Source organism: Acidimicrobiales bacterium (assembly GCA_035536915.1).
Lineage (GTDB): Bacteria > Actinomycetota > Acidimicrobiia > Acidimicrobiales > JAHWLA01 > JAHWLA01.
Genome location: DATLNE010000044.1, coordinates 48,117 through 72,078, shown reverse-complemented (window position 1 = coordinate 72,078; position 23,962 = coordinate 48,117). Strand labels below are relative to the sequence as shown.

Sequence of the window (23,962 nt, the reverse complement as noted above, 5' to 3'; positions counted from 1 at the left end):
TCCCGCACGCAGGTGCCGGAACCTCGGACCAGAGTCGTTTTCCGGCAGGTAGCGTCAGGCCAGCATGCCTACGCCCAACGCCAGTTATTCCGTCAGCCTCCGGGTCGAGCTCGAGAACAAGCCGGGGGTCCTCGGCCGCCTTGCCACCGCCATCGGTGAAGCAGGCGGCAGCCTCGCCGCACTCGACATCGCCGAGGCCCGACCCGACGTCATCGTGCGCGACGTCACCGTGTTCGCGGCCGACGACGAGCACGTGCAGCGCATCCGCAAGGCCATCGAGGAGCTCGACGGCATCCACGTGCTCGACGTACGCGACCGCACGTTCCTCATGCACGAGGGCGGCAAGATCGAGGTCCGCTCCAAGGTCCCGTTGGCCAGCCGCGACGACCTGTCCATGGCCTACACGCCGGGCGTGGCCCGGGTGTGCAACGCCATAGCGGAGGATCCCGCCCAGGTCCACCGCTACACGATCAAGCGCAACACGGTCGCCATCGTCACCGACGGCACGGCGGTGCTCGGGCTCGGCAACATCGGCCCCGAAGCGGCGCTGCCGGTCATGGAGGGCAAGGCGCTGCTGTTCAAGGAATTCGCGGGCATCGACGCCTTCCCCGTGTGCCTGCGGGTCGACAGCGCCGAGCAGCTGATCGAGACGGTCGAGCGGCTGGAGCCGGTCTTCGGCGGCATCAACCTGGAGGACGTCGCCGCCCCCCGGTGCTTCGAGGTCGAAGAACGGCTCAAGGCCAGCCTCGACATCCCCGTGTTCCACGACGACCAGCACGGCACCGCCGTGGTGGTCCTCGCCGCCCTGCGCAATGCCCTCAAGGTGGTGGGCAAGGACATGGCCGACCTCAAGGTCGTCATGTCGGGGGTGGGCGCCGCCGGGGTCGCCATCACCAAGATCCTGTTGCAGGCGGGGGTGCCCAACATCATCGGCGTCGACCGCAAGGGCGCCATCTACGAGGGGCGGTCCGACCTCGACGCCTCCAAGCAGTGGCTGGCCGAAAACTCCAACCCCGAGCACCGCAAGGGGTCGCTGCACGAGGTCATGCCCGGCGCCGACGTGTTCATCGGCGTGAGCGGGCCAGGCGTGTTGCTGCGAGACGACCTGCGGGTCATGCACAACGACCCTGTCGTGTTCGCCTTGGCCAACCCCGACCCCGAGATCACGCCGGAGGACGCCGAGGGGTTGGTGGCGGTCATGGCCACGGGCCGGAGCGACTACCCCAACCAGATCAACAACGTGTTGTGCTTCCCCGGCATCTTCCGGGGCGCGCTCGACGCGGGCGCCCGCACCATCACCGAGGGCATGAAGCTGGCGGCGGCCGACGCCATCGCCGCCGCCGTGCCCGAGGGCGAGCTGTCGGCCGGCTACATCGTGCCCAGCGTGTTCAACAAACGGGTGGTGGAGTTGGTGGCCGCCGCCGTGGCCGAGGCCGCCGTGTCCGAAGGCGTGATCCGATGAGCGCCATCGAGGCCGTCACCTTCGACTACTGGAACACGCTCATCTACGAGGACCGTGGGCATCTGCGGGGCAAGCGCCTGGAGGCGTGGGCCGGGATCCTCGAAGACGTCGGCTTCGCCTGCGAACGGGAACAGCTCGACGCCCTCTTCGACGCCTCGTGGAAGCGCTACGTCGAGTCGTGGACGTCGAACCAGCAGTACCAAGCGGCCCAGGCGGCCGAGGACATCATCGAAGACCTGGGCTTCGACGTGCCCCCCGACGTGCGGGCGGCGCTGCTGGAGTCGTTCGGCAACGCAGGCGAGGACGCCGAACTGCACCTCACCGAAGGGGTGGAGGACACCCTGCGCACGCTCAAGGACGCGGGGATCAAGCTCGGCATCATCTGCGACGTGGGCATGACGCCGTCGTCGAGCCTGCGCACCCACCTCATCCGCCACGGCGTGCTGCCGCTGTTCGACCACTGGTCGTTCTCCGACGAGGTGGGCGCCTACAAGCCGTCCCCGGTCATCTACGAGCACGCCCTCGAAGGCCTCGGCAACCCCGCTCCCGAGCGGGTGGCCCACGTCGGCGACATCCGCCGCACCGACATCGCCGGGGCCAAGGCCATGGGCATGGTGGCCGTGCGCTACATCGGCGTGAGCGACGACACCTCCCAGCCCGAGCCCGAAGGCGACCACGTGATCAAGCACCACTCGGAGCTGCCCGAGGCCCTTGGGGTCATGTAGTACGCACGATCGTGCGCCTTCGGGCGTTCCGCCCGGATGAACGGCGGCCAACGGACAAAAAACGCACGATCGTGCGCTTTCAACGGTACTATGACGGGGTGCCCGGGCAATCCGCCGACAAAGCGCACGATCGTGCGCATGACATTGCCGTTCTGGGCCAGGTCATCCGGGCTCGGCGTAAGCGGCTGGGGCTGACCCAGGCCGACTTGGCCGACCTGGCCGGCTGCGGGCAGCGAACGGTAACGGCGATCGAGACAGGCAAGGCCACCGTTCGCCTCGACGTCGTGGTGGCCGTCCTCCGCACGCTGGGTCTGCGGATGCGGGTAGAGCCAGGCCGCCCGGTCGTGGTTGCCGATGACTGAGGCCGACGTCCGCGGCATCGAGCGGGCTGACGTCTACAAGGGCGACGAGTTGGCGGGCACGCTCGAGCGCACAGGGAGCACGACCGCCTTCCGTTACGTCTCGGGGTATCGCGGGCGAGCCGTCGCCGGTGCCCTCCCGGTGAGCGGCCAACCTGTCGTGCGCCAGGGTGGCGCCGTCCACCCCTTCTTTGCCGGCCTGCTTCCTGAGGGCGTCCGCCTCACGGCACTGCGCTCGCGCATCAAGACGTCCGCCGACGACATGTTCAGCCTGCTGCTGGCAGTCGGCGGCGACTGCATCGGTGATGTCCGGGTCGTCCCCGCAGGCCATGACCCGACGCCGCCGCCGCCCCTGGTGCAAGGCACGGACTGGAGCGCTCTCGACTTCGAGGCGCTGTTCGAGGCCAGCGTCGCCGTGGGGGGAGAACAGGTCGAGCGGGCAGCACTGCCGGGCGTACAGCCCAAGGTGTCCGCCGACATGATCTCGTTCCCCGTGCGCACGGCGACGGGCGCCTACATCCTCAAGCTCAACCCGCCCGAGTACCCGGCGCTGGTCGAGAACGAGGCGTTCTTCCTGCGCCTGGCCGCCGACGCCGGCCTCCGGGTGGCGCAGGCCGAAGTCGTCGTCGACGGGTCGGGGCGCACCGGGCTGTGGGTCCGGCGCTTCGACCGGGTCGTGGGCCAAAGCGGCGTGTCGCGCCTTGAGCAGGAGGACGCCTGCCAGTTTTGCGACGAGTACCCGTCGGAGAAGTACCGATTGTCGATCAACCGCGTCACCGAGCAGGTGGTCGAGTTGGTCGATGCCCCCGTCGTGGCCGTGCGCGACCTCATCCGCCTGGTGGCCTTCAGCTACGTCATTGCCAACGGCGACCTGCACGCCAAGAACATCAGCATCCTGCGAGAAGGCGACATCCTGGGCCTGGCACCGGCCTACGACCTGGTCGCCGACCTCCCGTACACGAGGGACGAGCGCATGGCCCTCCAACTCGACGGACGCGACCTGGCGTTCAAGCGGCGGTACTACGTCGACTTCGCCGCCCGCTTCCGGGTGCCCGCGCCCGCCGTGCACCACCTGCTCGATCGCATCTGCGACGTCGTCCCCGCTGCTACAGAGCGGTTGGGCGAGATCGGGCTCGACGACCGGCGTACCGAGCACCTCCGACGAGTCATGCTCAATCGGCGCGAGGACCTCGGCTCGTGAGAGTGGTCGGGACCGGTGTCGATCCGGTGACCTCACGCTTTTCAGGCGCGCGCTCTACCAACTGAGCTACCCGACCGTGACGGCCTACCGAGGTAGGCCGACGGAGCGGTCCTGACGGGATTTGAACCCGCGACCTCCGGCTTGACAGGCCGGCGTGCACTCCAAACTGCACCACAGGACCAACGATGCTGGCACCCCCAACGGGATTCGAACCCGTGCTGCCGCCTTGAAAGGGCGGTGTCCTAGGCCGCTAGACGATGGGGGCCGGCTTCCGTGAGGGCGTGGTCACGATAGCAGTCCGCCTCCGACCCTCAACCCGGTAACGACGAGGCCAGCGCCTCGACCATCTGTTCCTCCAGCCACGACAGGTAGCTGTAGAGCGCCAACCCCGTCCCCCGGGGGTCGTCGGGGGCGATGGCGTCGTAGTCCATGTCCTCCGACACGTCGAGGCGGGTGCCGATCACCAATCGCAGGTCGTTGACCGCCGAGAGCCACGCCACCAACTCGCCTTCGGCCAGCCGCTCCTGGTCGATGGTCGACTCCATGATGGCGATGGCCTGCAGGTGGTGCTCGCGCAGGTCGTCGCCCATGAGGCGCCGGTACTCGTCCTCGTGCTCTTCGTCGCCCACGTAGGCGGGCGGGAACAGCCGCCGCACCGACGGGTCGCCGTCGTCGCCCTCGGCCAGCAGCTCGCGCAGCTGCGGCGGCAGTGTGCGCAACAGCTCCCGCTCCTCGCCTTCGAGCCGCACCCGGTAGTCGCCGCCCCGAGTCCGCTCGATGCGCCGCTTCATCTAGTGCTCCCTGGACGGAGCACTAGAGGTCCTGCTGCATGGTGGCCCACAGGCCATGCTCGTGCAGGCGGAACACGTCGAGCTCGGCCCGCTCGCGGCTGCCCGACGACACCACGGCCCGGCCCTTCTCGTGCACGTCGAGCATGAGCTTGGTGGCCTTCTCCCGGCTGTAGCCGAACAGCTTCTGGAACACGTAGGTGACGTACGACATCAGGTTGATCGGGTCGTTCCACACCAGCACGATCCACGGGCGGTCGGGTTCCACCACGTCGGAGGTGCCGGGTTCGCCGACCTCGACAGGTGCCTCAGTCGGTGCTGCCATCCCCTGATTCTCTCAGGCGCGGGCGCCCACGCCGACGCGGAACCACACCAGCGCCACCCACGCCCCCGCGGCGCCCACGATGTGCAGCCCCACCAGTAGGGCGGGCACGCCCGAGAAGTACTGCACGTAGCCCACGACGATCTGGCCGATCACCACGGCCACCACCACCTCGGCCCGGCGCACCAGCGCGGCGGCCGCACCCGTGCGCACCATGCCCCACACCGTGTAGAGCAGCAGGGCCACGAACAGCAGGGCGGCGATCCCGTGGTACCGGGTCACCTCACCGGGGTCGAACCCGAAGCGCCGGGCTGTCTCGTCGCCCCCGTGCGGCCCCGAGGCCGTCACTACCGTGCCCAGCACGATCGTCAGCGCGCCCGCCCACAGCAGCAGCCTGCTCACCCGCACCAGCTCAGGGTCGTCGGCCACCACGGCCACGTCGTCGTCGGGCCGCCCCGCCCGGTGGTGCAACACCACGGCACACCACAACAAGGCCATCGACACCAGGAAGTGCCCGGCCACCAAGGCCGGGTGCAGGTGGAACAAGACGGTGAGCCCGCCGAGCACGATCTGGCCCAGCACCCCGGCGACCAAGCCGAGCGAGTAGCCGACCAGGTCGCGGCGCCGCGGCACCCGTCGCAGCGACCCCAGCACGGCCAAGATCACCACCACCGACACGACCCCGGTCACCACCCGGTTCACGAACTCGACCATGGCGTGGTACTCCCACGGCGCCACCAGCCGGTCGTTGGAACAGGTCGGCCAGTCGGGGCAGCCGAGCCCCGAGCCGGTGAGCCGAACCGCCCCGCCGGTCACCACGATGAAGAACAGGGCGACGAGCGCCACCAGCGTGACGCGTCGGTACGCAGCGGGGGACATCGGCGGGCGATGGTAGGGCGATTCGAAGAACAACCCCCCACGCACCTAGTCTCCCCCCTCGATGTCCCGCCTGCGGGCCTACGTCGCCCTGACCAAACCGCGCATCATCGAGCTGCTGCTCGTCACCACCGTCCCCACCATGTTCGTGGCGGCGCGTGGGGTGCCCTCGGGCTGGCTCATCCTCGCCACCCTGGTGGGCGGCGCCTTCGCGGCAGGCGGCGCCAACGCCGTCAACATGTACGTCGACCGCGACATCGACGCAGTCATGCACCGCACCCGCAACCGGCCGTTGGTCACCGGCGCCGTCACGCCCCGGGCCGCCCTCACCTTCGCGGTGGCCCTCGAGGTCTTCGCCTTCGTCGAGCTGTGGGTGCTGGTCAACCTGCTCAGCGCCGCCCTCGCCGTCAGCGCCACCTTGTTCTACGTCTTCGTCTACACCCTGTGGCTCAAGCGGACGACGAGCAACAACATCGTCATCGGCGGTGCCGCAGGCTCCGTTCCCGTCCTGGTGGGCTGGGCCGCCGTGGAGAACAGCCTCGGACTGGCCCCCCTCGTCCTCTTCGCCGTCATCTTCGTCTGGACGCCGCCGCACTTCTGGGCCCTGGCCATCCGATACAAGGACGACTACGCCTCGGCCGACGTACCCATGCTGCCCGCGGTGGCCAGCCTGGCCGCCACCGCCCGCCAGATCGTCTTCTACACCGTCGCCCTGTGGGCGGCGTCGCTGTGGTTCGCCGACGTGGGCCACATGGGGTCGATCTACCTGGGCACGGCCATCCTCACCGGTGCCGTGTTCCTGCTGATGGCGCTCCAGCTCCTGCGCGACGCCACGCCGGCGCGGGCGATGAAGCTGTTCCACTACTCCATTTCCTACGTCACCGTGCTCTTCGGCTCCATGGCCCTCGACCAAGTCGTCCGGGGCGCATGAGGCTGTCTAGAGTTCGCACGCCCGAACCGTCGATCGCTCCATCCCAGGAAGGCGCATGACGCTCACCGAGACCCGCCCCGAGGCCCCGGCCGCTGCCGCGCCGGCGACACCCCCTGCTCCCACCGGGTTGCTGTCGACGGCCGACCACAAGCGCCTCGGCCTCCTCTACCTGGCCGTCTCCCTGCTGTTCCTCGTGGTCGGCGGCGCCTTGGGCGTCGCCCTGCGGGGCGAGCTGGCCGAGGCGGGCAACCAGTTCCTCGGCGACGACTACGTGCGGGTCTTCTCCATGCACGCCACGGTCACGCCGGTGCTGTTCCTGGCCCCCCTGTGGATCGGCCTGGCCACCTTCCTGGTGCCGCTGCAGATCGGCGCCTCCCGCCTGGCCCTGCCCCGGCTCCACGCCTTCGCCCTGTGGCTGCACGTGGTGGGCGGCGGGATCCTGGTGGCGAGCTACATCGTGGGCCGGCCCACCGGGCTCGGCCTGTCGACCGCCTCGCCCATCCGCACGCCCGAAGGGGGCGGCGAGGTCGAAGCGGTGCTGTGGGTGCTCGGGCTGATCGTGGTGGCCGTGGCCACCTTCCTGGCCTCGCTCGACCTGGCCGTGACCCTGGCCACGCTGCGCACGCCGGGCCTCAGCTACGCCCGCCTGCCGCTGTTCACCCTGGCGAACGGCGTGGCCAACCTGGTGACGATCCTGGCCGCGCCGGTGTTCATCGCCGGGATGCTGTTGCTCTACCTCGACCAGCACTTCGGCGGGCAGTTCTTCGGCGCCGACAACCCCGCGGCGCAGGTGGTCTGGCAGCACACGGCCTGGTTGCACGGCCGGCCGGAGGTCTACCTGCTGCTCCTCCCGGGGTTGGGCGCGGCCAGCGACATCGTCGCCACCCACTCCCGCCGGCCGCTGCTGAGCCATGCGGGCGCCCGCACGCTTCTCGCCGCCTTCGGCCTGCTGAGCCTGGCGGCATGGGGCGCAGGCACCCAGGTGGCCGACGCCGTGGTGCTGCCGACGTACTCGCCCGCCACCGCCCTCGTGGCCGTGCCTGTGGGGCTGCTCGCCCTGCTCTGGCTGGGCTCGTTGGTGAAGGGCAAGCCCCACTTCCACGTGAGCCTGGCCTTCGTGGCCGGCTTCCTCGGCCTGGCCGCCTTCGGTGCCGTCAACGCCGGAGTCGCCGCGCTGGCCAAGGTCGACGGCGGCACGGCGTGGACCACCGCCCACATCCACATGGTCGTCTTCGGCGCCCCGCTGCTGCTGGGCGTGGCGTCGATCTACCACTGGGCGCCCAAGCTGTTCGGCCGCCAGTTGGCCAACGGCCTGGGCGGGCTGATCTTCCTCCTGCTCTTCGGCGGCTTCTTCCTCAACGGCCTTGGCACCTACCTGCTGGGCTACGACGGCGCCCCCGCCCATGTCAGCGACTACACCGACACCACCCAGCTCAACTACAGCCGCCTGGCTGCGGCGGGCGGTGTGCTGGTGCTGGTCGGCGTGGCCCTGCTGGTGCTCGAAGTGGTGCGGGCGCTGGCCGGACGGGGCGAGGCCACAAGCGAGGCCGACCCCTACGAGGGCTTGACCTTGGAGTGGGCCGCGGCGTCACCCCCGCCGCCTGAGAACTTCGTGGCCGTGCCCGAGGTCCGCTCCCCGTACCCGCTCTACGACCTGCGCACCTCCGGAGGGTCGAACTGATGGCTGCTCTCCCCGCCCCCATGCCGAAGTTGCGTACGAATCGCGCCGTTTTCCAGCGCGATTCCTCCGCATGTTCGCCGGAGGTGGCCCGATGACGGCGCCCCTCGCCCTCCCCGCCGGCGGCGGCGCCCGCCACCGCAGCACCCTCTCCCTGGCCGCCCTGCTGGTCGGCGCAGGCGGGTTCATGCTGTTCGGCACCCTCATCGCCGTCTACGTGCTGCTGCGCTCCCGCGTGCACCCGTTCCCGCCCGAGGACGCCACCCTCGACCAGTACCTCGGCAACATGCTCGTCATCACCATGCTGCTGAGCTCGGCCACCGTGGAGTGGGGCATCTCGGCCGTGCGCCGGGGGATCGGCAAGCAGGCCGCCGCCGCCTTCGGCATCACCGTCGGCTTCGGCCTCGCCTTCCTCAACCTGCTGGCCTTCACCGCCAACCACGCCGACTACGGGGCGTCCACCCACGCCTACGGCACGGTGGTGACCGCCATGGTCCTGGCCCTTGCCGTCGCCGTGGCCATCGGGATCGCCTTCGTCGTCCTCACGCTCTTCCGGTTGGCGGGCTCGCAGGTCTCCGCCGCCGACCCCGACCAGGCCCGTGCCCTCGGCTGGTACTGGCAGTTCACCGTCGTCGCGACCGTCGCCGTGTGGTACACGGTCGTCGTCCTCAAGTAGGAGCTGCGTTGCTCAGCCTGCCCACCAAGCTGCTGTTCGCCCTCGCCGGCCTGGCCCTCGTGGGCGCCGCCGGCTACGGCGTGTCGGTCGGCGAACGCGCCGGCATCGGCATCTTCTTGAGCCTGGCCGTGGCCGCCTCGGTCGCCGGGCTCGCCATGCTGGTCGCCCGCGACGACGAGCCCTTCGTGGCCCCCGACGCCCCGCCCCCCGACCCCCGGGCCACCACGCCGGGCGCCGCCGCCCGGGGTTCGATCTTCCCCCTGCTCACCGCACTCGCCGTGGGCGTGGTCGCCGTGGGCGCCGCCGTCGGGGCACCGCTGGTCGCCCTCGGCATCGGACTCACCGTGGTCGTGGGCATGGGCTGGTTCGGCCGGGCCTGGAGCGAGCACCCCAACTGGACTCCCCGGGTGCGCGAGCGGGTCGACTACCGCTTCCTCGTCCCCGCGTCGCTGCCCATCCTCATGCTCCTGCTCGTGTTGGCCCTGGCGGCCAGCTTCTCCCGGGTGCTCCTGGCCGTCGACAAGGACCTCGCCACCGTCATCGCCATGGTGGTGGCCATCGCCCTGGTGGCTGTCTTCGCCGTGTTCGCCCTCAAGCCCCGCGTCAGCCCCCGCGTGCTGAGCGCGACCGCCGTCGTGGGCGCCATCGCCACCTTCGGCGCCGGCGTGGCGGGCGCCGCCCAAGGCGAACGCCACTTCGAGCACCACGGCCATGCAGTGCCCGAGGTGCATGTCACCGCCAAGGACACGGCCTTCGCTGAGGCCGAACTGGTGGTCCCCGGCAACGCAGAGAAGGTGAAGATCGACTTCACCAACAGCGACCCCGGCATCTACCACAACGTCGCCATCTACGACGGGGTCGACGCCGACGCCAAGCCCCTGTTCAACGGCGTGGGCTTCACCGGCATCGACAACCAGACATACGAGCTCAAGCCCCCGCCGCCCGGCACCTACATCTTCGTGTGCGACTTCCACGTCAACATGAGAGGGCAGTTCGTCGTCGAGTGATGGGCCGGCTTTGGCTTGCGCCGCTCGGCGTCGTCGCCGTGGCCGCGCTCCTGCTCGTCGGCCGGAGTGACGGCGCTTCCGACCCGTCCCCCCTCGTCGCCCCTGCGTTCTCCGTGGAAGATGTCCGCAACCCCGCCGCCACCGTGGCCCTGCCCGCAGGCCGCCCCTCCGTGGTGAACTTCTTTGCCACCTGGTGCGCCCCGTGCCGGGAGGAGCTCCCCATCCTGCAACGCGCCTCGGCCCGCCACGGCAGCCAGGTGGCCTTCGTGGGCATCGACGTGGCCGACTCGCGCACCAAGGCCACCGACCTGCTCGACGAGCTGGGCATCGGTTTCCCGGCGGGCTACGACCCCCATCGCAAGGTGGCCGACGCCTATCGCCTCACCGGCATGCCGACCACGGTGTTCGTCGCCGCCGACGGCCGGGTGGCCGGAACGGTGCGAGGCCCGTTGACCGCGAAGAAACTCGACGAATGGGTCGAACGACTGCGAGAGGCGGCCTGACTTGGCACTGCTTCGGCCCATGCGAAATGCTGACGCCCGAACTGGCGCACCAGACCATCCCAAGGAAGCCACGTTGACCTCCCGGAAGACCCGTCTCGCCGCGCTCACCGGCCTGCTCGCTGTCGTTGCGACGGCGTGCGGCGACTCGTCGCAGCCCCAGAACACATTCGACCCCCGCGGCCCTGAAGCCCGGCAGCTCGACGACCTCATCAACCCGGTCTTCTGGGTTGCCGGGGCCATCTTCGTGCTCGTCAACGTGCTCATCGTGGTGGCCGTGGTGAAGTTCCGCCGCCGCTCCGACGACGACGCTCCCAAGCAGGTGCACGGCAACGCCAAGCTGGAACTGGGCTGGACCATCGCCCCGGCCGTCATCCTCGCCGTCATTGGCGTCGCCACCCTCGGCACCATCGCCGACATCAACGCCAAGCCCCCGGCCGACGCCCTCAAGGTGCGGGTCATCGGCCACCAGTGGTGGTGGGAGTACCGCTACGACGGCGACGCCATCGTGACCGCCAACGAGCTGCACATCCCCGTCGGCCGCGTGGTGTCGATCGACCTGGAAGCAGCCGACGTGGTGCACAGCTTCTGGCCGCCCAAGCTGTCGGGCAAGGTCGACGCCATCCCCGGCCGCACCAACCACATGACAGTGCAGGCCGACGAACCCGGCATCTACTACGGCCAGTGCGCCGAGTTCTGCGGGTTCTCCCACGCCAACATGCTCCTGCGGGTGGTGGCCCACGAGCCCGCCGACTTCGAGCGCTGGTACGCCGCCAACCGCACGCGGCCTGCCGACGTCTCCACCCTGACGGGCGACGCCGCCGCAGGCGCCGGCCTGTTCCGCACCAAGGGCTGCGCCAGCTGCCACGTGGTCGAGGGCTACTCGGCGGGCGAGTTCGGCCCCAACCTCACCCACCTCCAGCAGCGCGACACGTTCGCAGGCGCCATGTTCGAGTTGGACGACCGCAACCTGCGCCGTTGGCTGCGCGATCCCCCGGGTGAGAAGCCGGGCTCGCTGATGCCCAACCTGGAGCTCACCGAAGATGAGATCACCAAGCTCATCGCCTACCTCAACACGCTGAAGTGACGACCATCACCTTGCGTCTGGAGCTGAATCGCTAATGGCCACCGTTCTCGAGCCGTCTCTGGCCCCGCCGCCTCCCCCGGAGGAGCCGGCGCTCTTCAAGCGCCCCACCGAGACCACGGGCGTCTGGGGCTGGATCACCACGATCGACCACAAGCGCATCGGCATCATGTACGGCGTCACGTCGTTCGTGTTCTTCCTGCTGGGTGGCATCGAGGCGCTGCTGATCCGCCTGCAGCTGGCCCAGCCCGACGGCACCATCCTGTCGGCCGATGCCTACAACCAGGTCTTCACCATGCACGGCACGACGATGATCTTCCTCGTCGTCATGCCGCTGTCGACGGCGTTCTTCAACTTCCTCATGCCGATCCAGATCGGCGCCCGCGACGTGGCCTTCCCGCGGCTGAACGCCTTCAGCTACTGGACCTTCCTGTTCGGCGGGCTGTTCCTGTACTCCAGCTTCCTGCTGGGCGGGGCGCCCAACGGCGGCTGGTTCGGCTACGCCCCCAACACCTCGGTGACCTTCAGCCCCGGCCACAACATCGACTTCTGGGTGCTGGGCCTGCAGATCCTGGGCATCGCCTCGACCGTGGGCGCTGTGAACTTCATCACGACGATCCTCAACCTCCGGGCCCCCGGCATGACCTTGATGCGCATGCCGATCTTCACCTGGATGACCTTGATCTCGTCGTTCCTGCTGCTGTTCGCCATGCCGATCATCACCATCGCCTTGTTCATGCTGATGTTCGACCGGAACTTCGGCTCGCAGTTCTTCGACCCGGCGGGCGGCGGCAACCCGCTGTTGTGGCAGCACCTGTTCTGGCTGTTCGGCCACCCCGAGGTGTACATCCTCATCCTCCCGGCCATGGGCATGGTCTCCGAGATCATCCCGGTCTTCTCCAAGAAGCCGCTGTTCGGCTACCCGGTGATGGTGTTCGCCTCCATCGCCATCGGCTTCATGGGCTGGGGCGTGTGGGTGCACCACATGTTCGCCACCGGCCTCGGGCCGGTCGCCATCTCGGCCTTCTCGATATCGACGATGTTCATCGCCGTGCCCACCGGCGTGAAGATCTTCAACTGGATCGGCACCATGTGGGGCGGGTCGTTGAAGTTCACCACGGCCATGCTCTTCGCCATCGGCTTCGTCGGCATGTTCACCATCGGCGGCCTGTCGGGGGTGACCCACGCGGTGTCGCCGCACGACCGCCAGCAGACCGACACCTACTACGTCGTCGCCCACTTCCACTACGTGCTCTTCGGCGGCGCCCTGTTCGGCATCATGGGCGGCATCTACTTCTGGTGGCCGAAGATCTTCGGCTGGATGCTCAACGAGAAGCTGGGCAAGTGGAACTTCTGGACCTGGCTGATCGGCTTCAACGTGGCCTTCGGTCCCATGCACCTGCTCGGCCTGCAGGGCATGCCGCGACGCATCTACACCTACGGCGAAGAGCTGGGCCTCAACTTCTGGAACACAGTGTCGACCGTCGGCGCCTTTCTCATCGCCGTGTCGGTGCTGATCTTCATGTGGAATGTGGCCAAGTCGAAGCGTGAGCGGGTGGTGGCGTCGGCCGACCCGTGGGACGGCCGCACCCTGGAGTGGGCCATCCCCTCGCCGGTGCCCGCCTACAACTTCGCCGAGGTCCCGACCGTGCACGCCGTCGACGCCTTCTGGCACGAGAAGTACGACGAGGACGCCGAAGGCCGCCCGGTGCGTCGCGACACGGCGCCCCCGGCGGGATCGGGGCTGGCGTCGGAGATGGGCGACGTCGACGCGAGTGCCATCCACATCCCGTCGCCGTCGTACTACCCGCTGGTGGCCTCGGCGGGCCTGCCGCTGATCGCCTACGGCATGGTCTACGGCCGCACCTCGGGGCAGAACTACTCCCTGGCGGTGCTCGGCGCCATCGTGCTGCTCGGCGGCCTGTACGCCTGGGCGCTCGAGCCGTCGACCGAGCCCCATGACGACCACCACGACGAGCACGCCGAAGCCGAGGTGGTGCCCGCGCTGGAGCCCGCGACAACGGGCGACGGAGAGGAAGCCTGATGGCGGCCACGACCACCCCCGCGACCGCGCACCAGGACGGCGGCGACCACAGCGCCCACGGCGTCACCAACACCGGCCTCTCCAACGAGAAGCTGGCCATGTGGACGTTCCTGGGCTCGGAGTGCCTGCTGTTCGGCGCCTTGATCTCGGCGTACTTCCTCTACCGGGGCAAGCACTTCGAGGGCGTCAACCCGTCCGAGCTCTACGACATCCCCTACACCTCGGTCAGCTCGTTCGTGCTGCTGATGAGCTCGCTGACCATGGTGCTGGGGCTGGCGGCCATCCAGCGGGGCGACCACCGGCGGCTGCGCATCTGGTTGCTGGCCACCGCCTTCCTCGGTGCCAGCTTCATCGCCGGGCAGATCTACGAGTTCACCTCGTTCATCCGCGAAGGCATGACGATGAAGACCAACCCGGCGTCGTCCGCGTTCTACACGTTGACCGGCTTCCACGGCGTCCACGTCACCCTCGGCATCGTCATGCTGCTGTCGCTGTGGAACCTGTCGATGCGGGGCAAGCTCGGCACCGATCGCACGGAAGTGGTCGAGATCGCCGGCCTCTACTGGCACTTCGTCGATGTCGTGTGGATCGTGATCTTCACCGTCATCTACCTGATCCCTTAGGACTGCCGATGAGCGACCTGCACGACACCAACGCAGAGCACGGCCACGGGGCGCATCCCACCGAGATCTTCTACATCAAGATCGCGGCGATCCTGGCGCTCGTCACCGCCGTCGAGGTGGCGCTGTACTACTGGAGCTTCGAGGAGAAGCTGAACAACGTCGTGCTCATTGCACTGGCGGCCATCAAGTTCGTGATGGTGGCGGCGTACTTCATGCACCTGCGCTTCGACAGCCGCATCCTGCGGCGGTTGTTCATCAGCGGCTTCGTGTTGGCGGTGAGCGTCTACATCGCCTACCTGATGACCCTCGGCGTCTTCATCTGATGCTGCTGGCCCACGGCTCGCCGGTCGAGTCTCCGTGGGCCTTCCACGCCCATCCCGACGTCTGGCTGCTGGTGGCCGTGCTCGGCGTGGCCTACTGGCGGGGGGTGCGGGGCACCGACGTGACGCGGCGCCAGGTCGTGCTGTTCGGCTGCGGGCTCGCTGCCCTGTGGCTGCACAGCGAGTGGCCTCTGCACGAGATCGCCGAGAAGTACCTGTTCTCGGTGCACATGGTGCAGCACGCCGGGTACCAGTTGATCGCCGCGCCGTTGCTGTTGCTGGGGCTGCCCACGTCGCTGTTCCGGCGGCTGTTCGTGCGGCCGGGCATGCGCTTGGTGACGCGGCCGCTGGTGGCGGGGCTGCTGTTCAATGTGGTGACGGCGGTGACCCACGCGCCGGGCATCGTGAACACGTCGGTGGAGAACCACTTGTTCCACTTCTTCGTGCATGTGGTGCTGTTCACCGTCGCGGTGATCATGTGGCTGCCGGTGCTGAACCTGGGCCGAGCGCCGGAGCTGCCGCAACTCGGTGACGCCGGTCGCATGGTGTACCTGTTCCTGCAGTCGGTGCTGCCCACCGTGCCAGCGTCGTTCCTGACGTTTGCCGACGGGGTCATCTACCGGGTCTACGAAGCGGCGCCGCGGGTGTTCGACCTGTCGGCCGTCGACGACCAGCAGTTGGCCGGGGCGCTCATGAAGATCTACGCCGGGTCGTTGTTGTGGGGGACGATCATCGTGATCTTCTTCCGGTGGTACGCCAAGGACCAGCGGGCCTCGACGCTGAGTTGGGACGATGTGGAGCGCGAGCTGGCCCGCACGGCTGCGCCCAAGGAGCCGGCGCCCTGAGGCGAGCGGTGGCGGTGCTGCTGTTGGCGCTGGCGGCGTGCAACTCGTCCGACACGCCGAGGGCCGAGGTGGGGGAGCGAGCGCCGACGTTCACCTCGGTCGACCTCGACGGCAAGCAGGTGCGGCTGGAGGACTTCCGAGGCCGGGTCGTGCTGCTCAACTTCTGGGCGTCGTGGTGCGGGCCGTGCACAGAGGAGTTCCCCCGGCTGAAGGCGGCGCACGGCGACGACGTGGTGGTGCTCGGCGTGGTCTTCGACGACAGCGCCGAGGCGGCCCGCGACTTCGTGCGCAAGCAGGGCGCGACGTGGGCGAGCGTGGTCGACCCCGACCACCAGATCGCCGACGCCTACGGCGTGGCCAAGAAACCCGGCATCCCGGTGACGTGGCTCGTCGACCGGGACGGCGTGGCCCGCGCCCGCCACCTCGGCCTGCTCAAGGAGGCAGACGTCGAGGCCTTGGTCGGCGCTACGAGGTGACTCGGAACGGAGCGAATTTCCTGGCTATGGAACATGGTCTCAACTGCGGTACACGTCGGCACGACGGTCGATCCGGAGAACCGTCACGATCTTGGTGTTGTCGCGCCGGCGACGACCAACTCGCAGCGCTCCCGGTTCACGCCTGACGGCGAAGCGCCCGTAGCGCTTCGACGCCGCGGACGACGTCAGCGGCACTCACCGCTGCTTCCGCTTCCGCCAGTTCGCGAACCGCGTCCGCGAGGACCGAGAGCGTTTCCTCTAGCGCTTCGAGGTCTTCGGGACTGACGAGTACGGCGGCGGGCCGACCGTTCCTGGTGACGACCACACGCTCGCCCTTATACGCGGCGCCGACGTGTCAGGCGTCGAGGCGCAGCGCGGTACTGCGGCGGCGCATGAAGAAGGCGCCCGCCAGCCCCACCAACAGCAGTGGGAAGACCACCAGCCAGAAGATCGCCGTGGCCGCCGACACCGGCTTGGCCGCAGCGATTGCCCGTGCCTCGTCGGCCCGCCGGAGGATGTCGCCCGCCTGCGCCACGCTGGAGATGGGCCGCCCCAACCCGAACGGGTCGTCGAAGTTCGTCAACGGGTTGAGGTCGACCGGCGGCTGGATGAAGGGGGACGAGCCAATCCCCGGCAACGACGGTGCCGCCGGAGCGGGCACCGGGTCGCCGCTCGTGTCGATGACCGGCCGAACGCCGTCGTCGAGCGACTCGAAGGGTGTGAAGTCGGTCTCCATCACGTACGTGAACCCCAGTCGGTACCCCTCCTCGTTCGCCCCGTAGAAGTTCACGATGACCACGTCGTAGTCGTCTGCCCTGTCGAGATAGGCGTGTTCCGGCTGAGCGCCCGTGGCTCCCGTGGCGGCGTACTCGTCGTCCTCCCCCGTGGGCGGGGGCACGAAGGGCACGTCGTACACGTACATGTCCATGTCGTTGTTGGTCACTTCCCCGAGCAGCGGCGCCGGTGTCTGCGCACGCGTCAGCCACGACATCCTGATGCGCACGAAGTAGCTGGCAGTGGGGTCAGAGGTGGGCGGCTTGATTGTGAGCCGGACGACGTCGCAGTAGACCGACGCTGTACACGCATCGGGACGGTGCCCCAGGCCCGCCGGGTTGTTGCCGACGATCCTCGGATAGGAGACCTCGAAGCTCTCCCCTTCCCCGATCGTCACTGCCGTGTGCGACATCGCCTCCGACGGCGTAGGGGCGAGCACCACGCCCGGCACCAGGCCGGTGACGACGGCGAGCACGCCGCCGAGGGCCACGCTTCGCAGCTTCGGCATCTGCGTCCTCCTGCCGGTCGTCATGCGCCGGGGCTCGGGGGGTTGGGGTTGGTCAGGCCACCACCGTTGAAGCCGTTGCAGGGGTCGCTGCCAGACCGCTGGCTTGTGACGTTGCCGTCGGGCCACGTGCCGCTCAGGTAGCGCTTGCCGTTCTCGGTCATGCGCCAGCAGCCCGCTTGATCGTTGTTGGGGGAGTCCCCGGTCGGGTCCCACCATTGGGCTACGGCGTCCTTGGTGCACGTGTAGTCGCCCGGCTCGTAGAAGCAGGCGGGCACCTCACGGTTGCCGCTCGGCCCCTTAGGGATGGCCCGGTAGCCCTTGTCGACGGAGGTCGGCCCGAGGCGGGGGCCCGCCACCTGGATGCCGGTGAAGAGCTGGCGCAGGTCGTTGTAGAGCCCGAGGTCACAGCTGTAGCGCACGTCGTCTCTCGGCGCGGTGGGCTGCGCCTCGGCGAGCGCCTTGGCGCACAGGGTCTGCTCGAACAGCGGGGTGAAGGTGGTGTTCGACACGATCCAGGCGTTCCGCCAGAAGTCTTGCTGCTGGTAATGGCCTTCGCTGTTGCCGTCGAGGAAGAGGTCGCCGGCGGCCACGATCTCGGGCCGCCATTCGCCCGCGGACTTGCTGAGGTTGGTCTCCAACCCGCCCGGCCAGATCAGGGTGGTGACCCCGGCGTCTCGGAACTGGGTAGCGGCGTCGGCGGCGTACTGGGGTGTCGTGCTGTTGTCCTGCACGTATTGCGAGGTGGGGAAGAACAGGTGCGCCTTGAATGTCACGCCGCACGCCTCGAGCTGCTGCTTGACCAGGTCGGCGAAGAGCTGGAGGTCCGGCCGGTCCTTGTCTTTGCTGGACCACATGCCGTAGATCCGACCGTCGTCGTTGTTCTCCGGGTTGCCGCTGAAGCTCACCGGGCGGTCGACCGCCTTCTTGCAGACGTAGGTCGTGAACATGCGGGCCTGCTGCTCAAGCGACGGGTAGAAGCCCCAGACCAGCTTCGGGTACTTGGCGAAGAAGGCGGCCGGACGGCCCACAAAGGCGCCGAAGTTCAACACGCCCTTGCGAGCCATCGACTCCAGGTAGGCGTCGTTGTTCTCCACCCCATAGCTGAGGACGGCAAACGGCTTGACCTTCGAATAGTTGTCGGCGGCGTCGGCCTTGCGCGACGCAGCGGTCGGGTGCAGCCCCCCGGTGGCGAAGAAGGCGAAGAAGTGCACGTCGCGCTTGTAGGTCTGGTAGCGGGTGTTGAAATACTTCTGCCAGCCGCGCAGTACCCGCACCATGCAGTGCTCGCCCCCGGGGTCGGGCTCCTCCCACAGGTCGAAGAGCTTGCCGTCCGGGGTGCTCTCGGCTCCTTTGCTGCACTGGGTGTACGATGTAAAGCCCTCGAAGTAGACGAGGATGCGGATCTCTTCGCCGGTGACGCCCTGGTAGGTGGCGCCGAAGTTGTCGCCCTCGAAGTTCGACACACAGGGCGGCGCCAACGGGTCCTCGGTCTGCTTGGGCGGGTCGCCGACGCAGTTCTTGATACCGGTCGCCGTGCTGCGGTTCTTACGGCCGGGGGTGATCAGGTTATCCAGCATGGTCGTGGTGGTGGCGGCCAGCGATTCGAGGCTGGAACTGCCGGCGAGGCCGAGCGACGACAGGTTCCCCGACATGGCGGGCGGCGGAGTGTCGTCGTCAGGCGGGACCGGTGCGAACTCCAACGTCTGGCTGGGGTTGGCCTGCGGGAGGTTGAGCGACGAGGGGAGCACCCCGAGGACGATGAGTGCCGCGGCGATGACTGCCAGCAGCGGCGGATACTTGCGGGCCCACTCGGTGGGCCGTCCTCGGGTCGTTTCAGCTACCGCCGCCATGCAGCCTCCGTGGCACGAAATCTCGGACTCCCGTCCGATTCGTGCCCTATCGCTTGTATTCTCGACCGTCAGCCACGATCCCTGTCCGTGCGTCACCCAAAGGTGACAAGACCGTGTCACCCGTAGGGAGGACAAACGGAGCGCGGCGGCGAAGTCACTCAACGATATCGGCGGCGACAGGCAATTCGCGCCGTTTGAGCCCCCTTCTACAACGGGAGAAGCGCTCCATGGCTGTTGCCACCACCCGTCCGGTCCGGTCCTCAAGGAACCAACTGACGACCGAGCGCTTCAAGAAGCAGTTCGACCTGATCGCCGAGAACGTCGAGACGGTCATCAAGGGCAAGAGCGACGTCGTGCGCCTCGCCCTGGTGGCCATCCTCTGCGAGGGCCACATCCTGTTCGAGGACGTGCCCGGCACCGGCAAGTCGATGTTGGCCCGAGCGCTGGGGCAGTCGATGGAGGCGCTCACCACCCGCGTGCAGTGCACCCCCGACATGCTCCCCGGCGACATCACCGGCTCGTCGATCCTCGACCAGAAGCGGGGCCAGTTCGAGTTCCGGCCCGGCCCCATCTTCACCAACGTGCTGCTGGCCGACGAGATCAACCGGGCCACCCCCAAGACGCAGTCGGCCCTCCTCGAGGCCATGGCCGAACGCCGCGTGTCCGCCGACGGGACCACCTACGACCTGCCCCGGCCGTTCCTCGTGCTCGCCACCCAGAACCCCGTCGAGCAGGCCGGTACCTTCCCGCTTCCTGAGGCCCAGCTCGACCGGTTCCTGTTCAAGTTGTCGATGGGCTACATGGCCCGCGAGCACGAGTTCGAGGTCATGTTCGACAACTCGGTGCAGCTGTCGATCGAGGACCTCGGCTCCGTCGTCAGCACCGTCGACGTGCAGGCGATGATCAACTACGCCGCCACGCTGTCGGTGGCGCCCGAGGTGGGCTACTACATCGTCGACCTCGTGCAGGCGTCGCGCACCGACCCGGCCGTCGCCATGGGCGGCAGCCCCCGAGCCTCGATCTCCCTTCTACGGGCGGCGCGCGTCCTGGCCGCATCCGACGGCCGCGACGACGTCTACCCCGACGACGTGCGCACCGTCCTGCGCCCGGTGATGGCACACCGTCTCGTCCTGCATCCTGATGCCATGCTCCGCGGCGACACCGTGGAGGCCGCCTTGGAGCGGATCACCGGAGCAGTAAAGCCGCCGCTCTCCGCCCGTAACGGGCGCTGAGGGCAGAGCGGGAATGGCGGGTCCCACGCGGCGGAGGTCACCGAAGGCGTTGGCCCCTGGGTCGTCGTCGGCCTGGCGGACGCGTCTCGATGCGGTGGCCGAGAACTGGTCGCCGCGTGCCGTCAAGCGCCGCCTCGACGACCTGCAACGCCGGCTCGGCATCACCCGCGCCGGGCAGATGGCGCTCTTGGCTGCGGTCGGGCTCTGGATCGCCGCCCGGGTGGTGGCAGGCACCGCCATGTACCTCTTCGCCTACGGCGCCGCCCTTCTCGTCATCGTGAGCTACGCCATCGCGCCGCGACGCCTGCGCCTCACCGGCGAGCGCGAGGGCCTGTTCCCGCGGGCACAGGAAGGCGACCGCCTCGACGTGCGCGTGCGGCTCACTGCCACTCGCACCGTCAGCACCTTCATCCTCGAAGAGCGCGTGCCCGAGCGCCTCGGCAACCCGGTGCGGGTGCCCATCGCCAAGCTCTCGTCGGGGGCCGCGGTCGAGCACCGCTACGGCCTGCGCTGCGGTCGCCGCGGCGTCTACCAGGTAGGCCCGTTGGTGGCCATCGCCGGTGACCCCCTCGGGCTTTCGCAGCGCGAGACCGTGGTGGCCGAGCCCTTCGAGCTGCTCGTGCACCCCCGTGTCGAGCTGGTCAACGACCGCCCCCTCACCCGCCAGTTCGAGGACCCGCCCGTCCGGCCACCCGTGTCGAAGCCGTGGCCGTCGGGGCTGGAGTTCTACGGGATGCGCGAGTACACGCCCGGTGACGACCTTCGCCGCATCGTGTGGCGGGCGTCCGCCCGCACCGGCACGATCATGGTGCGCGAGGCCGAGCAGGGCATCACCGACAAGATCATGATGGTCCTCAACACCGATCGGGCCGCCCACAGCCGCGACGGCGAGGGGTACTCCGAGTCGTTCGAAGCTGGCATCCGCGTGGCCGCGTCCATCGGCGTCGGCCACCTGCGCGAGGGCTACGAAGTGCGCTGCGAGACCAGCGGTGGGCCGCTCACCCGGCCCCTGCGCGGCCCCGCCAGCCAGATGATGCTGCTCGACGGCTTGGCCCGCCTCGAGCACTCGCGCGACTCGCTCTCCAACGCGCTGATGCGCCTGCTCATCCGGCCGGCACGCGACGCCCACCACGTGATCATCACGCCGCGGCTGCATGCGACCGAGGCCACGCAGTTGCGCATGTTGGTGAACCGCGGCGTGTCCGTGCTCGTCGTCGCCTTGGTGTGGGACGAAGCCGACGCCGAGACCATCGGCACTGCCGCAGGCCTGGGTTGCGCGGTGGCCGGCGTCCACCCCGGCCAAGACCTGGCCACCGCCCTGTACGGCGCTCTCGGCGCCGGTGCCGGGAGCCGCTGATGTCGACCACGCTGCCCGAGCAGTCGGAACTCGTCCGTCTCGAAGGCGAGGTGCTCGAGAACCTGGCCGACGAGGAGGGCCGGGTCGAGGCCGACCTCGATGCGGCCGCCGACGCGGGCGACGACGGGGGGGCGCTCCCCGAGATCGAGGACCCGCCTGGTCCCGTCGGCCGCCTGGCCTTCGCCGTCGCCTGCCCCACCATCGCCTTGGCCGTCATGGTCGGTGCCGTGTTCACCGGGGTCGGCGCTCGCCTCTACGCCGCCGCAGGCGGACTGCTCGGCATCGGCCTGGCGGTGCTCGTTCGTCGCCAGCGCAGGCCGGTCGTGGCCAATCTCGCCATCGTCGGCGGCTTGTTCGCCATCGGCCTGTTGATGGTGGTGCCCGGCGGCATCGAGAACCTCACGCGCGTGCGGGCCCTCGTCTCCGAGGCGGCCAAGACGGCCGACGTGCTCCGGCCTCCCATCGGGTTGCGCACGGGGTGGCAGGCCATCATCGGGTGGCTGATGGGCATCGTCGGCTTCGCCGCCGCCTGGATCGCCCTGGTGCTGCGACGGCCCGCCCTGGCCCTGATGCTGCCGTTGCCGTTGGCCGCCATTCCCGCCATCAGCGTGCCCGACGACCAGCAGGTCGTGAGCGGCATCGTCGCCTTGGTCCTGTTCGCCATCGCCCTCGCCGTGTTGTCGAGCGCCCAGACCGCAGGGGAGGGCGACGAGCGCCCGTCACGGGCCTACGAGGTGCGCCGCGCCCTGCGGGCCATCCCGCTCATCGCTTTCATCACCGTGGCCCTCGTGGTGCTCTCGCAGACCGACTTCCTCTTCCCCGACCCCTACATCGACCCGACCGAAGAGCCCCAGCGGCCGCGCACCGTCCCCCTCTCCGAGGTCGAGGACCGTGCCCTGTTCACCGTCGAGTCGACCATCACCGGACCGTGGCGGATCGGCAACCTCGACGTGTACGACGGCAAAGACTGGCGCCTCCCGCCGTTTGCCGACAACCGCTTGGAAGACGTGCCCGAGAGCGGCGTCGTGGATCCCGACCTCGCCCCCGGCGTGCGGGCGCGCTTCACGGTGGCGGGCCTCGGCGGCGCCGTCGTTCCCACCCTGCCCAACAGCGTCGGCATCATCGCCGAGGGTCCTCGCCTGGCCTACGACAGCCGCAACGGCAACATCCGCGTTGCCGAGGGCCAAGTGCAGGCGGGCCTGTCGTACACGGTGACCGCCGCCGCCCTGCCCACCGTCGATGCGCTGCAGGCACAGGCACCGGTTCCCGACGAAGGCGAGATGGCGCAGTTCCTGGACATCCCCGACCCGCCTCCCGTGGTCGTCGACCTCCTCAACCAGGCGCCGCAAGGTTCGAAGTGGGAAACATTCGACTTTCTCCGCCGTTACGTGCTCGACAACGTCACTGCCGCCGGGCCGGGCGTGCCCAAGGAGATCACCCCCGAGCGGGTGCAGGACATGCTCACCGGTGCCAAGGAGGGCACGCCCTTCGAGATCGTGGCCACCCAGGCCATGCTCGGTCGCTGGGCGGGCATCCCCTCGCGCATCGGCTACGGCTTCGACGGCGGCGATCCGGTGGAGGGCAAGGAAGGCACCCTCCAGATCCGGCCCAAGCACGGCGCCAACTTCGTGGAGGTCTACTTTCCGGGCTACAAGTGGCTGCCGGTGATCGGCACACCGCGCACCGCCCGGCCCACGGTCGGCACCGAATCGCAGCAGCAGTTCGACCCATCGATCCTCCCGAGCGACGAGGTCTCGGTGCGCCTGTTCATGCCGGTGGTCGTCGAGGGCGAAAGCCAACTCGCAGACCGGGTGCGCTCGACCTTGCTTCTCGTGGTCCCCATGCTGCTTTTGCTGGCCTTAGCGTACGCCACCTTCCCGGCGTTGCAAAAGGCGTACCGCCGGTCGCGGCGGCGCTCGGCGGCGCGGGCTGCGGGCCCGCGAGCGCGTATCGCCTTGGCGTACGCGGAGTGGCGCGACCATGCCGCCGACTTCGGCTACGCCCACCGCAGCGACACGCCGCTGATGTTCCTCGACCGGTTCGTGGCCGACGACGAACACACCGAGCTGGCGTGGCTCGTCACCCGCGGCCTGTGGGGCGACCTGCAACACGAGCTCACCCCGGAGTTGGCCGAAGCGGCCGAAGAGCTGTCGCGCGCCTTGCGCCGCCGGCTGTCGCAGAGCCAGCCCGGCACGGCGCGGGCCGTGGCTGCCGTCTCGCGCATCTCCGTCCGGCGCCCGTATGCACCTGAGACCGACGTCCGCCAAGGAAGGGAGGAACGCCGTGCGCTGGCACCTGCATCGGCTCCCGCGTAGGACGGCAGC

The 23,962-nt window shown here is 69.0% G+C and carries 23 protein-coding genes, 3 tRNA genes and 1 pseudogene; 18 read left to right on the top strand and 9 right to left on the bottom strand.

The genetic code is table 11. The annotated features are described in order from the left end of the window. The first annotated feature begins 64 nt into the window (after window positions 1–64). The 4 genes from VM938_12595 to VM938_12580 are packed head-to-tail and all read left to right on the top strand — an operon-like array spanning window position 65 to window position 3,747. On the top strand, window positions 65–1,462 hold the full coding sequence (locus tag VM938_12595; protein HVF75877.1) for an NAD-dependent malic enzyme: 1,398 nt from the start codon (window positions 65–67) through the stop codon (window positions 1,460–1,462). Beyond that, window positions 1,459–2,187, top strand: a complete 729-nt coding sequence (locus VM938_12590) for an HAD family hydrolase (protein HVF75876.1) — start codon at window positions 1,459–1,461, stop codon at window positions 2,185–2,187. The genes VM938_12595 and VM938_12590 overlap by 4 nt, the downstream gene beginning before the upstream one ends. A gap of 11 nt (window positions 2,188–2,198) precedes the next feature. Continuing rightward, window positions 2,199–2,549, top strand: coding sequence for a helix-turn-helix transcriptional regulator (locus tag VM938_12585; protein HVF75875.1), 351 nt, complete (start codon window positions 2,199–2,201; stop codon window positions 2,547–2,549). Then, window positions 2,542–3,747 carry a HipA domain-containing protein gene (locus VM938_12580; GenBank protein HVF75874.1) on the top strand — a complete coding sequence of 402 codons (1,206 nt, stop codon included), beginning with the start codon at window positions 2,542–2,544 and terminating at the stop codon, window positions 3,745–3,747. Before VM938_12585 ends, VM938_12580 begins: the two co-directional genes overlap by 8 nt. A gap of 3 nt (window positions 3,748–3,750) precedes the next feature. Here the strand turns inward: VM938_12580 and VM938_12575 are convergent. The 6 genes from VM938_12575 to VM938_12550 form a co-directional block, all read right to left on the bottom strand. Beyond that, window positions 3,751–3,823: transfer RNA gene (locus VM938_12575), tRNA-Phe, on the bottom strand. 30 nt (window positions 3,824–3,853) lie between these two features. Next, window positions 3,854–3,928: transfer RNA gene (locus tag VM938_12570), tRNA-Asp, on the bottom strand. Window positions 3,929–3,936: 8 nt separating this feature from the next. Then, window positions 3,937–4,012: transfer RNA gene (locus VM938_12565), tRNA-Glu, on the bottom strand. A 46-nt stretch (window positions 4,013–4,058) separates the two neighbouring features. Further along, complete coding sequence (locus tag VM938_12560) at window positions 4,059–4,538, bottom strand: DUF2017 family protein (GenBank protein HVF75873.1); 480 nt, start codon at window positions 4,536–4,538, stop codon at window positions 4,059–4,061. A 22-nt stretch (window positions 4,539–4,560) separates the two neighbouring features. After that, window positions 4,561–4,860 (bottom strand): ATP-dependent Clp protease adapter ClpS, encoded by a 300-nt coding sequence (clpS, locus tag VM938_12555; protein HVF75872.1) that lies wholly within the window; start codon window positions 4,858–4,860, stop codon window positions 4,561–4,563. Window positions 4,861–4,872: 12 nt separating this feature from the next. Continuing rightward, window positions 4,873–5,736, bottom strand: a complete 864-nt coding sequence (locus VM938_12550) for a COX15/CtaA family protein (protein HVF75871.1) — start codon at window positions 5,734–5,736, stop codon at window positions 4,873–4,875. A 61-nt stretch (window positions 5,737–5,797) separates the two neighbouring features. On the opposite strand from VM938_12550, the gene VM938_12545 reads away from it, so the two are divergent. From VM938_12545 to VM938_12495, 11 genes are all read left to right on the top strand, one after another. Next, window positions 5,798–6,664 carry a heme o synthase gene (locus VM938_12545; protein HVF75870.1) on the top strand — a complete coding sequence of 289 codons (867 nt, stop codon included), beginning with the start codon at window positions 5,798–5,800 and terminating at the stop codon, window positions 6,662–6,664. Between the two features lie 55 nt (window positions 6,665–6,719). Next, window positions 6,720–8,345: a cbb3-type cytochrome c oxidase subunit I gene (locus VM938_12540; GenBank protein HVF75869.1), complete on the top strand. Its 1,626-nt coding sequence runs from the start codon at window positions 6,720–6,722 to the stop codon at window positions 8,343–8,345. 91 nt (window positions 8,346–8,436) lie between these two features. Further along, window positions 8,437–9,018, top strand: a complete 582-nt coding sequence (locus tag VM938_12535) for a hypothetical protein (protein ID HVF75868.1) — start codon at window positions 8,437–8,439, stop codon at window positions 9,016–9,018. Between the two features lie 8 nt (window positions 9,019–9,026). Then, complete coding sequence (locus tag VM938_12530; GenBank protein HVF75867.1) at window positions 9,027–10,025, top strand: cupredoxin domain-containing protein; 999 nt, start codon at window positions 9,027–9,029, stop codon at window positions 10,023–10,025. Next, window positions 10,025–10,528, top strand: coding sequence for a TlpA disulfide reductase family protein (locus tag VM938_12525; GenBank protein ID HVF75866.1), 504 nt, complete (start codon window positions 10,025–10,027; stop codon window positions 10,526–10,528). Before VM938_12530 ends, VM938_12525 begins: the two co-directional genes overlap by 1 nt. Before the next feature lie 73 nt (window positions 10,529–10,601). Beyond that, window positions 10,602–11,612, top strand: a complete 1,011-nt coding sequence (coxB, locus tag VM938_12520; GenBank protein HVF75865.1) for a cytochrome c oxidase subunit II — start codon at window positions 10,602–10,604, stop codon at window positions 11,610–11,612. 34 nt (window positions 11,613–11,646) lie between these two features. Continuing rightward, window positions 11,647–13,653 carry a cytochrome c oxidase subunit I gene (ctaD, locus tag VM938_12515; protein HVF75864.1) on the top strand — a complete coding sequence of 669 codons (2,007 nt, stop codon included), beginning with the start codon at window positions 11,647–11,649 and terminating at the stop codon, window positions 13,651–13,653. Continuing rightward, window positions 13,653–14,276: a heme-copper oxidase subunit III gene (locus VM938_12510; GenBank protein ID HVF75863.1), complete on the top strand. Its 624-nt coding sequence runs from the start codon at window positions 13,653–13,655 to the stop codon at window positions 14,274–14,276. Before ctaD ends, VM938_12510 begins: the two co-directional genes overlap by 1 nt. A gap of 8 nt (window positions 14,277–14,284) precedes the next feature. Beyond that, window positions 14,285–14,599: a cytochrome C oxidase subunit IV family protein gene (locus VM938_12505; GenBank protein ID HVF75862.1), complete on the top strand. Its 315-nt coding sequence runs from the start codon at window positions 14,285–14,287 to the stop codon at window positions 14,597–14,599. After that, complete coding sequence (locus VM938_12500) at window positions 14,599–15,441, top strand: cytochrome c oxidase assembly protein (protein ID HVF75861.1); 843 nt, start codon at window positions 14,599–14,601, stop codon at window positions 15,439–15,441. The genes VM938_12505 and VM938_12500 overlap by 1 nt, the downstream gene beginning before the upstream one ends. Before the next feature lie 8 nt (window positions 15,442–15,449). Continuing rightward, complete coding sequence (locus VM938_12495) at window positions 15,450–15,917, top strand: TlpA disulfide reductase family protein (GenBank protein HVF75860.1); 468 nt, start codon at window positions 15,450–15,452, stop codon at window positions 15,915–15,917. Window positions 15,918–16,053: 136 nt separating this feature from the next. Here VM938_12495 and VM938_12490 read toward each other — a convergent pair. The 3 genes and pseudogenes from VM938_12490 to VM938_12480 form a co-directional block, all read right to left on the bottom strand. Further along, a pseudogene (locus VM938_12490) lies at window positions 16,054–16,251 on the bottom strand (type II toxin-antitoxin system prevent-host-death family antitoxin). 21 nt (window positions 16,252–16,272) lie between these two features. Beyond that, window positions 16,273–17,199 carry a hypothetical protein gene (locus tag VM938_12485; protein ID HVF75859.1) on the bottom strand — a complete coding sequence of 309 codons (927 nt, stop codon included), beginning with the start codon at window positions 17,197–17,199 and terminating at the stop codon, window positions 16,273–16,275. Window positions 17,200–17,219: 20 nt separating this feature from the next. Further along, the gene (locus tag VM938_12480) at window positions 17,220–19,049 is read right to left on the bottom strand and encodes a hypothetical protein (GenBank protein ID HVF75858.1); all 1,830 of its coding nucleotides are present in this window, start codon (window positions 19,047–19,049) and stop codon (window positions 17,220–17,222) included. 227 nt (window positions 19,050–19,276) lie between these two features. On the opposite strand from VM938_12480, the gene VM938_12475 reads away from it, so the two are divergent. The 3 genes from VM938_12475 to VM938_12465 all read left to right on the top strand — a co-directional run bounded on the left by VM938_12475 (window position 19,277) and on the right by VM938_12465 (window position 23,953). Continuing rightward, a complete protein-coding gene (locus VM938_12475; GenBank protein HVF75857.1) occupies window positions 19,277–20,281 on the top strand; it encodes a MoxR family ATPase in 1,005 nt (334 codons plus the stop codon). Between the two features lie 94 nt (window positions 20,282–20,375). Next, window positions 20,376–21,638, top strand: coding sequence for a DUF58 domain-containing protein (locus tag VM938_12470; protein HVF75856.1), 1,263 nt, complete (start codon window positions 20,376–20,378; stop codon window positions 21,636–21,638). After that, window positions 21,638–23,953 (top strand): transglutaminaseTgpA domain-containing protein, encoded by a 2,316-nt coding sequence (locus VM938_12465; protein ID HVF75855.1) that lies wholly within the window; start codon window positions 21,638–21,640, stop codon window positions 23,951–23,953. The genes VM938_12470 and VM938_12465 overlap by 1 nt, the downstream gene beginning before the upstream one ends. The last annotated feature ends 9 nt before the right edge of the window (window positions 23,954–23,962 follow it).

What these genes read in the sequence shown, in the direction of transcription:
- VM938_12595 (HVF75877.1), top strand. Translation starts at nt 65, where the DNA reads ATGCCTACGCCCAACGCCAGTTATTCCGTCAGCCTCCGGGTCGAGCTC.
- VM938_12590 (HVF75876.1), top strand. Translation starts at nt 1,459, where the DNA reads ATGAGCGCCATCGAGGCCGTCACCTTCGACTACTGGAACACGCTCATC.
- VM938_12580 (HVF75874.1), top strand. Translation starts at nt 2,542, where the DNA reads ATGACTGAGGCCGACGTCCGCGGCATCGAGCGGGCTGACGTCTACAAG.
- VM938_12560 (HVF75873.1), bottom strand. Translation starts at nt 4,538, where the DNA reads ATGAAGCGGCGCATCGAGCGGACTCGGGGCGGCGACTACCGGGTGCGG.
- clpS (HVF75872.1), bottom strand. Translation starts at nt 4,860, where the DNA reads ATGGCAGCACCGACTGAGGCACCTGTCGAGGTCGGCGAACCCGGCACC.
- VM938_12550 (HVF75871.1), bottom strand. Translation starts at nt 5,736, where the DNA reads ATGTCCCCCGCTGCGTACCGACGCGTCACGCTGGTGGCGCTCGTCGCC.
- VM938_12545 (HVF75870.1), top strand. Translation starts at nt 5,798, where the DNA reads ATGTCCCGCCTGCGGGCCTACGTCGCCCTGACCAAACCGCGCATCATC.
- VM938_12540 (HVF75869.1), top strand. Translation starts at nt 6,720, where the DNA reads ATGACGCTCACCGAGACCCGCCCCGAGGCCCCGGCCGCTGCCGCGCCG.
- VM938_12535 (HVF75868.1), top strand. Translation starts at nt 8,437, where the DNA reads ATGACGGCGCCCCTCGCCCTCCCCGCCGGCGGCGGCGCCCGCCACCGC.
- VM938_12525 (HVF75866.1), top strand. Translation starts at nt 10,025, where the DNA reads ATGGGCCGGCTTTGGCTTGCGCCGCTCGGCGTCGTCGCCGTGGCCGCG.
- ctaD (HVF75864.1), top strand. Translation starts at nt 11,647, where the DNA reads ATGGCCACCGTTCTCGAGCCGTCTCTGGCCCCGCCGCCTCCCCCGGAG.
- VM938_12510 (HVF75863.1), top strand. Translation starts at nt 13,653, where the DNA reads ATGGCGGCCACGACCACCCCCGCGACCGCGCACCAGGACGGCGGCGAC.
- VM938_12505 (HVF75862.1), top strand. Translation starts at nt 14,285, where the DNA reads ATGAGCGACCTGCACGACACCAACGCAGAGCACGGCCACGGGGCGCAT.
- VM938_12500 (HVF75861.1), top strand. Translation starts at nt 14,599, where the DNA reads ATGCTGCTGGCCCACGGCTCGCCGGTCGAGTCTCCGTGGGCCTTCCAC.
- VM938_12485 (HVF75859.1), bottom strand. Translation starts at nt 17,199, where the DNA reads ATGCCGAAGCTGCGAAGCGTGGCCCTCGGCGGCGTGCTCGCCGTCGTC.
- VM938_12480 (HVF75858.1), bottom strand. Translation starts at nt 19,049, where the DNA reads ATGGCGGCGGTAGCTGAAACGACCCGAGGACGGCCCACCGAGTGGGCC.
- VM938_12475 (HVF75857.1), top strand. Translation starts at nt 19,277, where the DNA reads ATGGCTGTTGCCACCACCCGTCCGGTCCGGTCCTCAAGGAACCAACTG.
- VM938_12465 (HVF75855.1), top strand. Translation starts at nt 21,638, where the DNA reads ATGTCGACCACGCTGCCCGAGCAGTCGGAACTCGTCCGTCTCGAAGGC.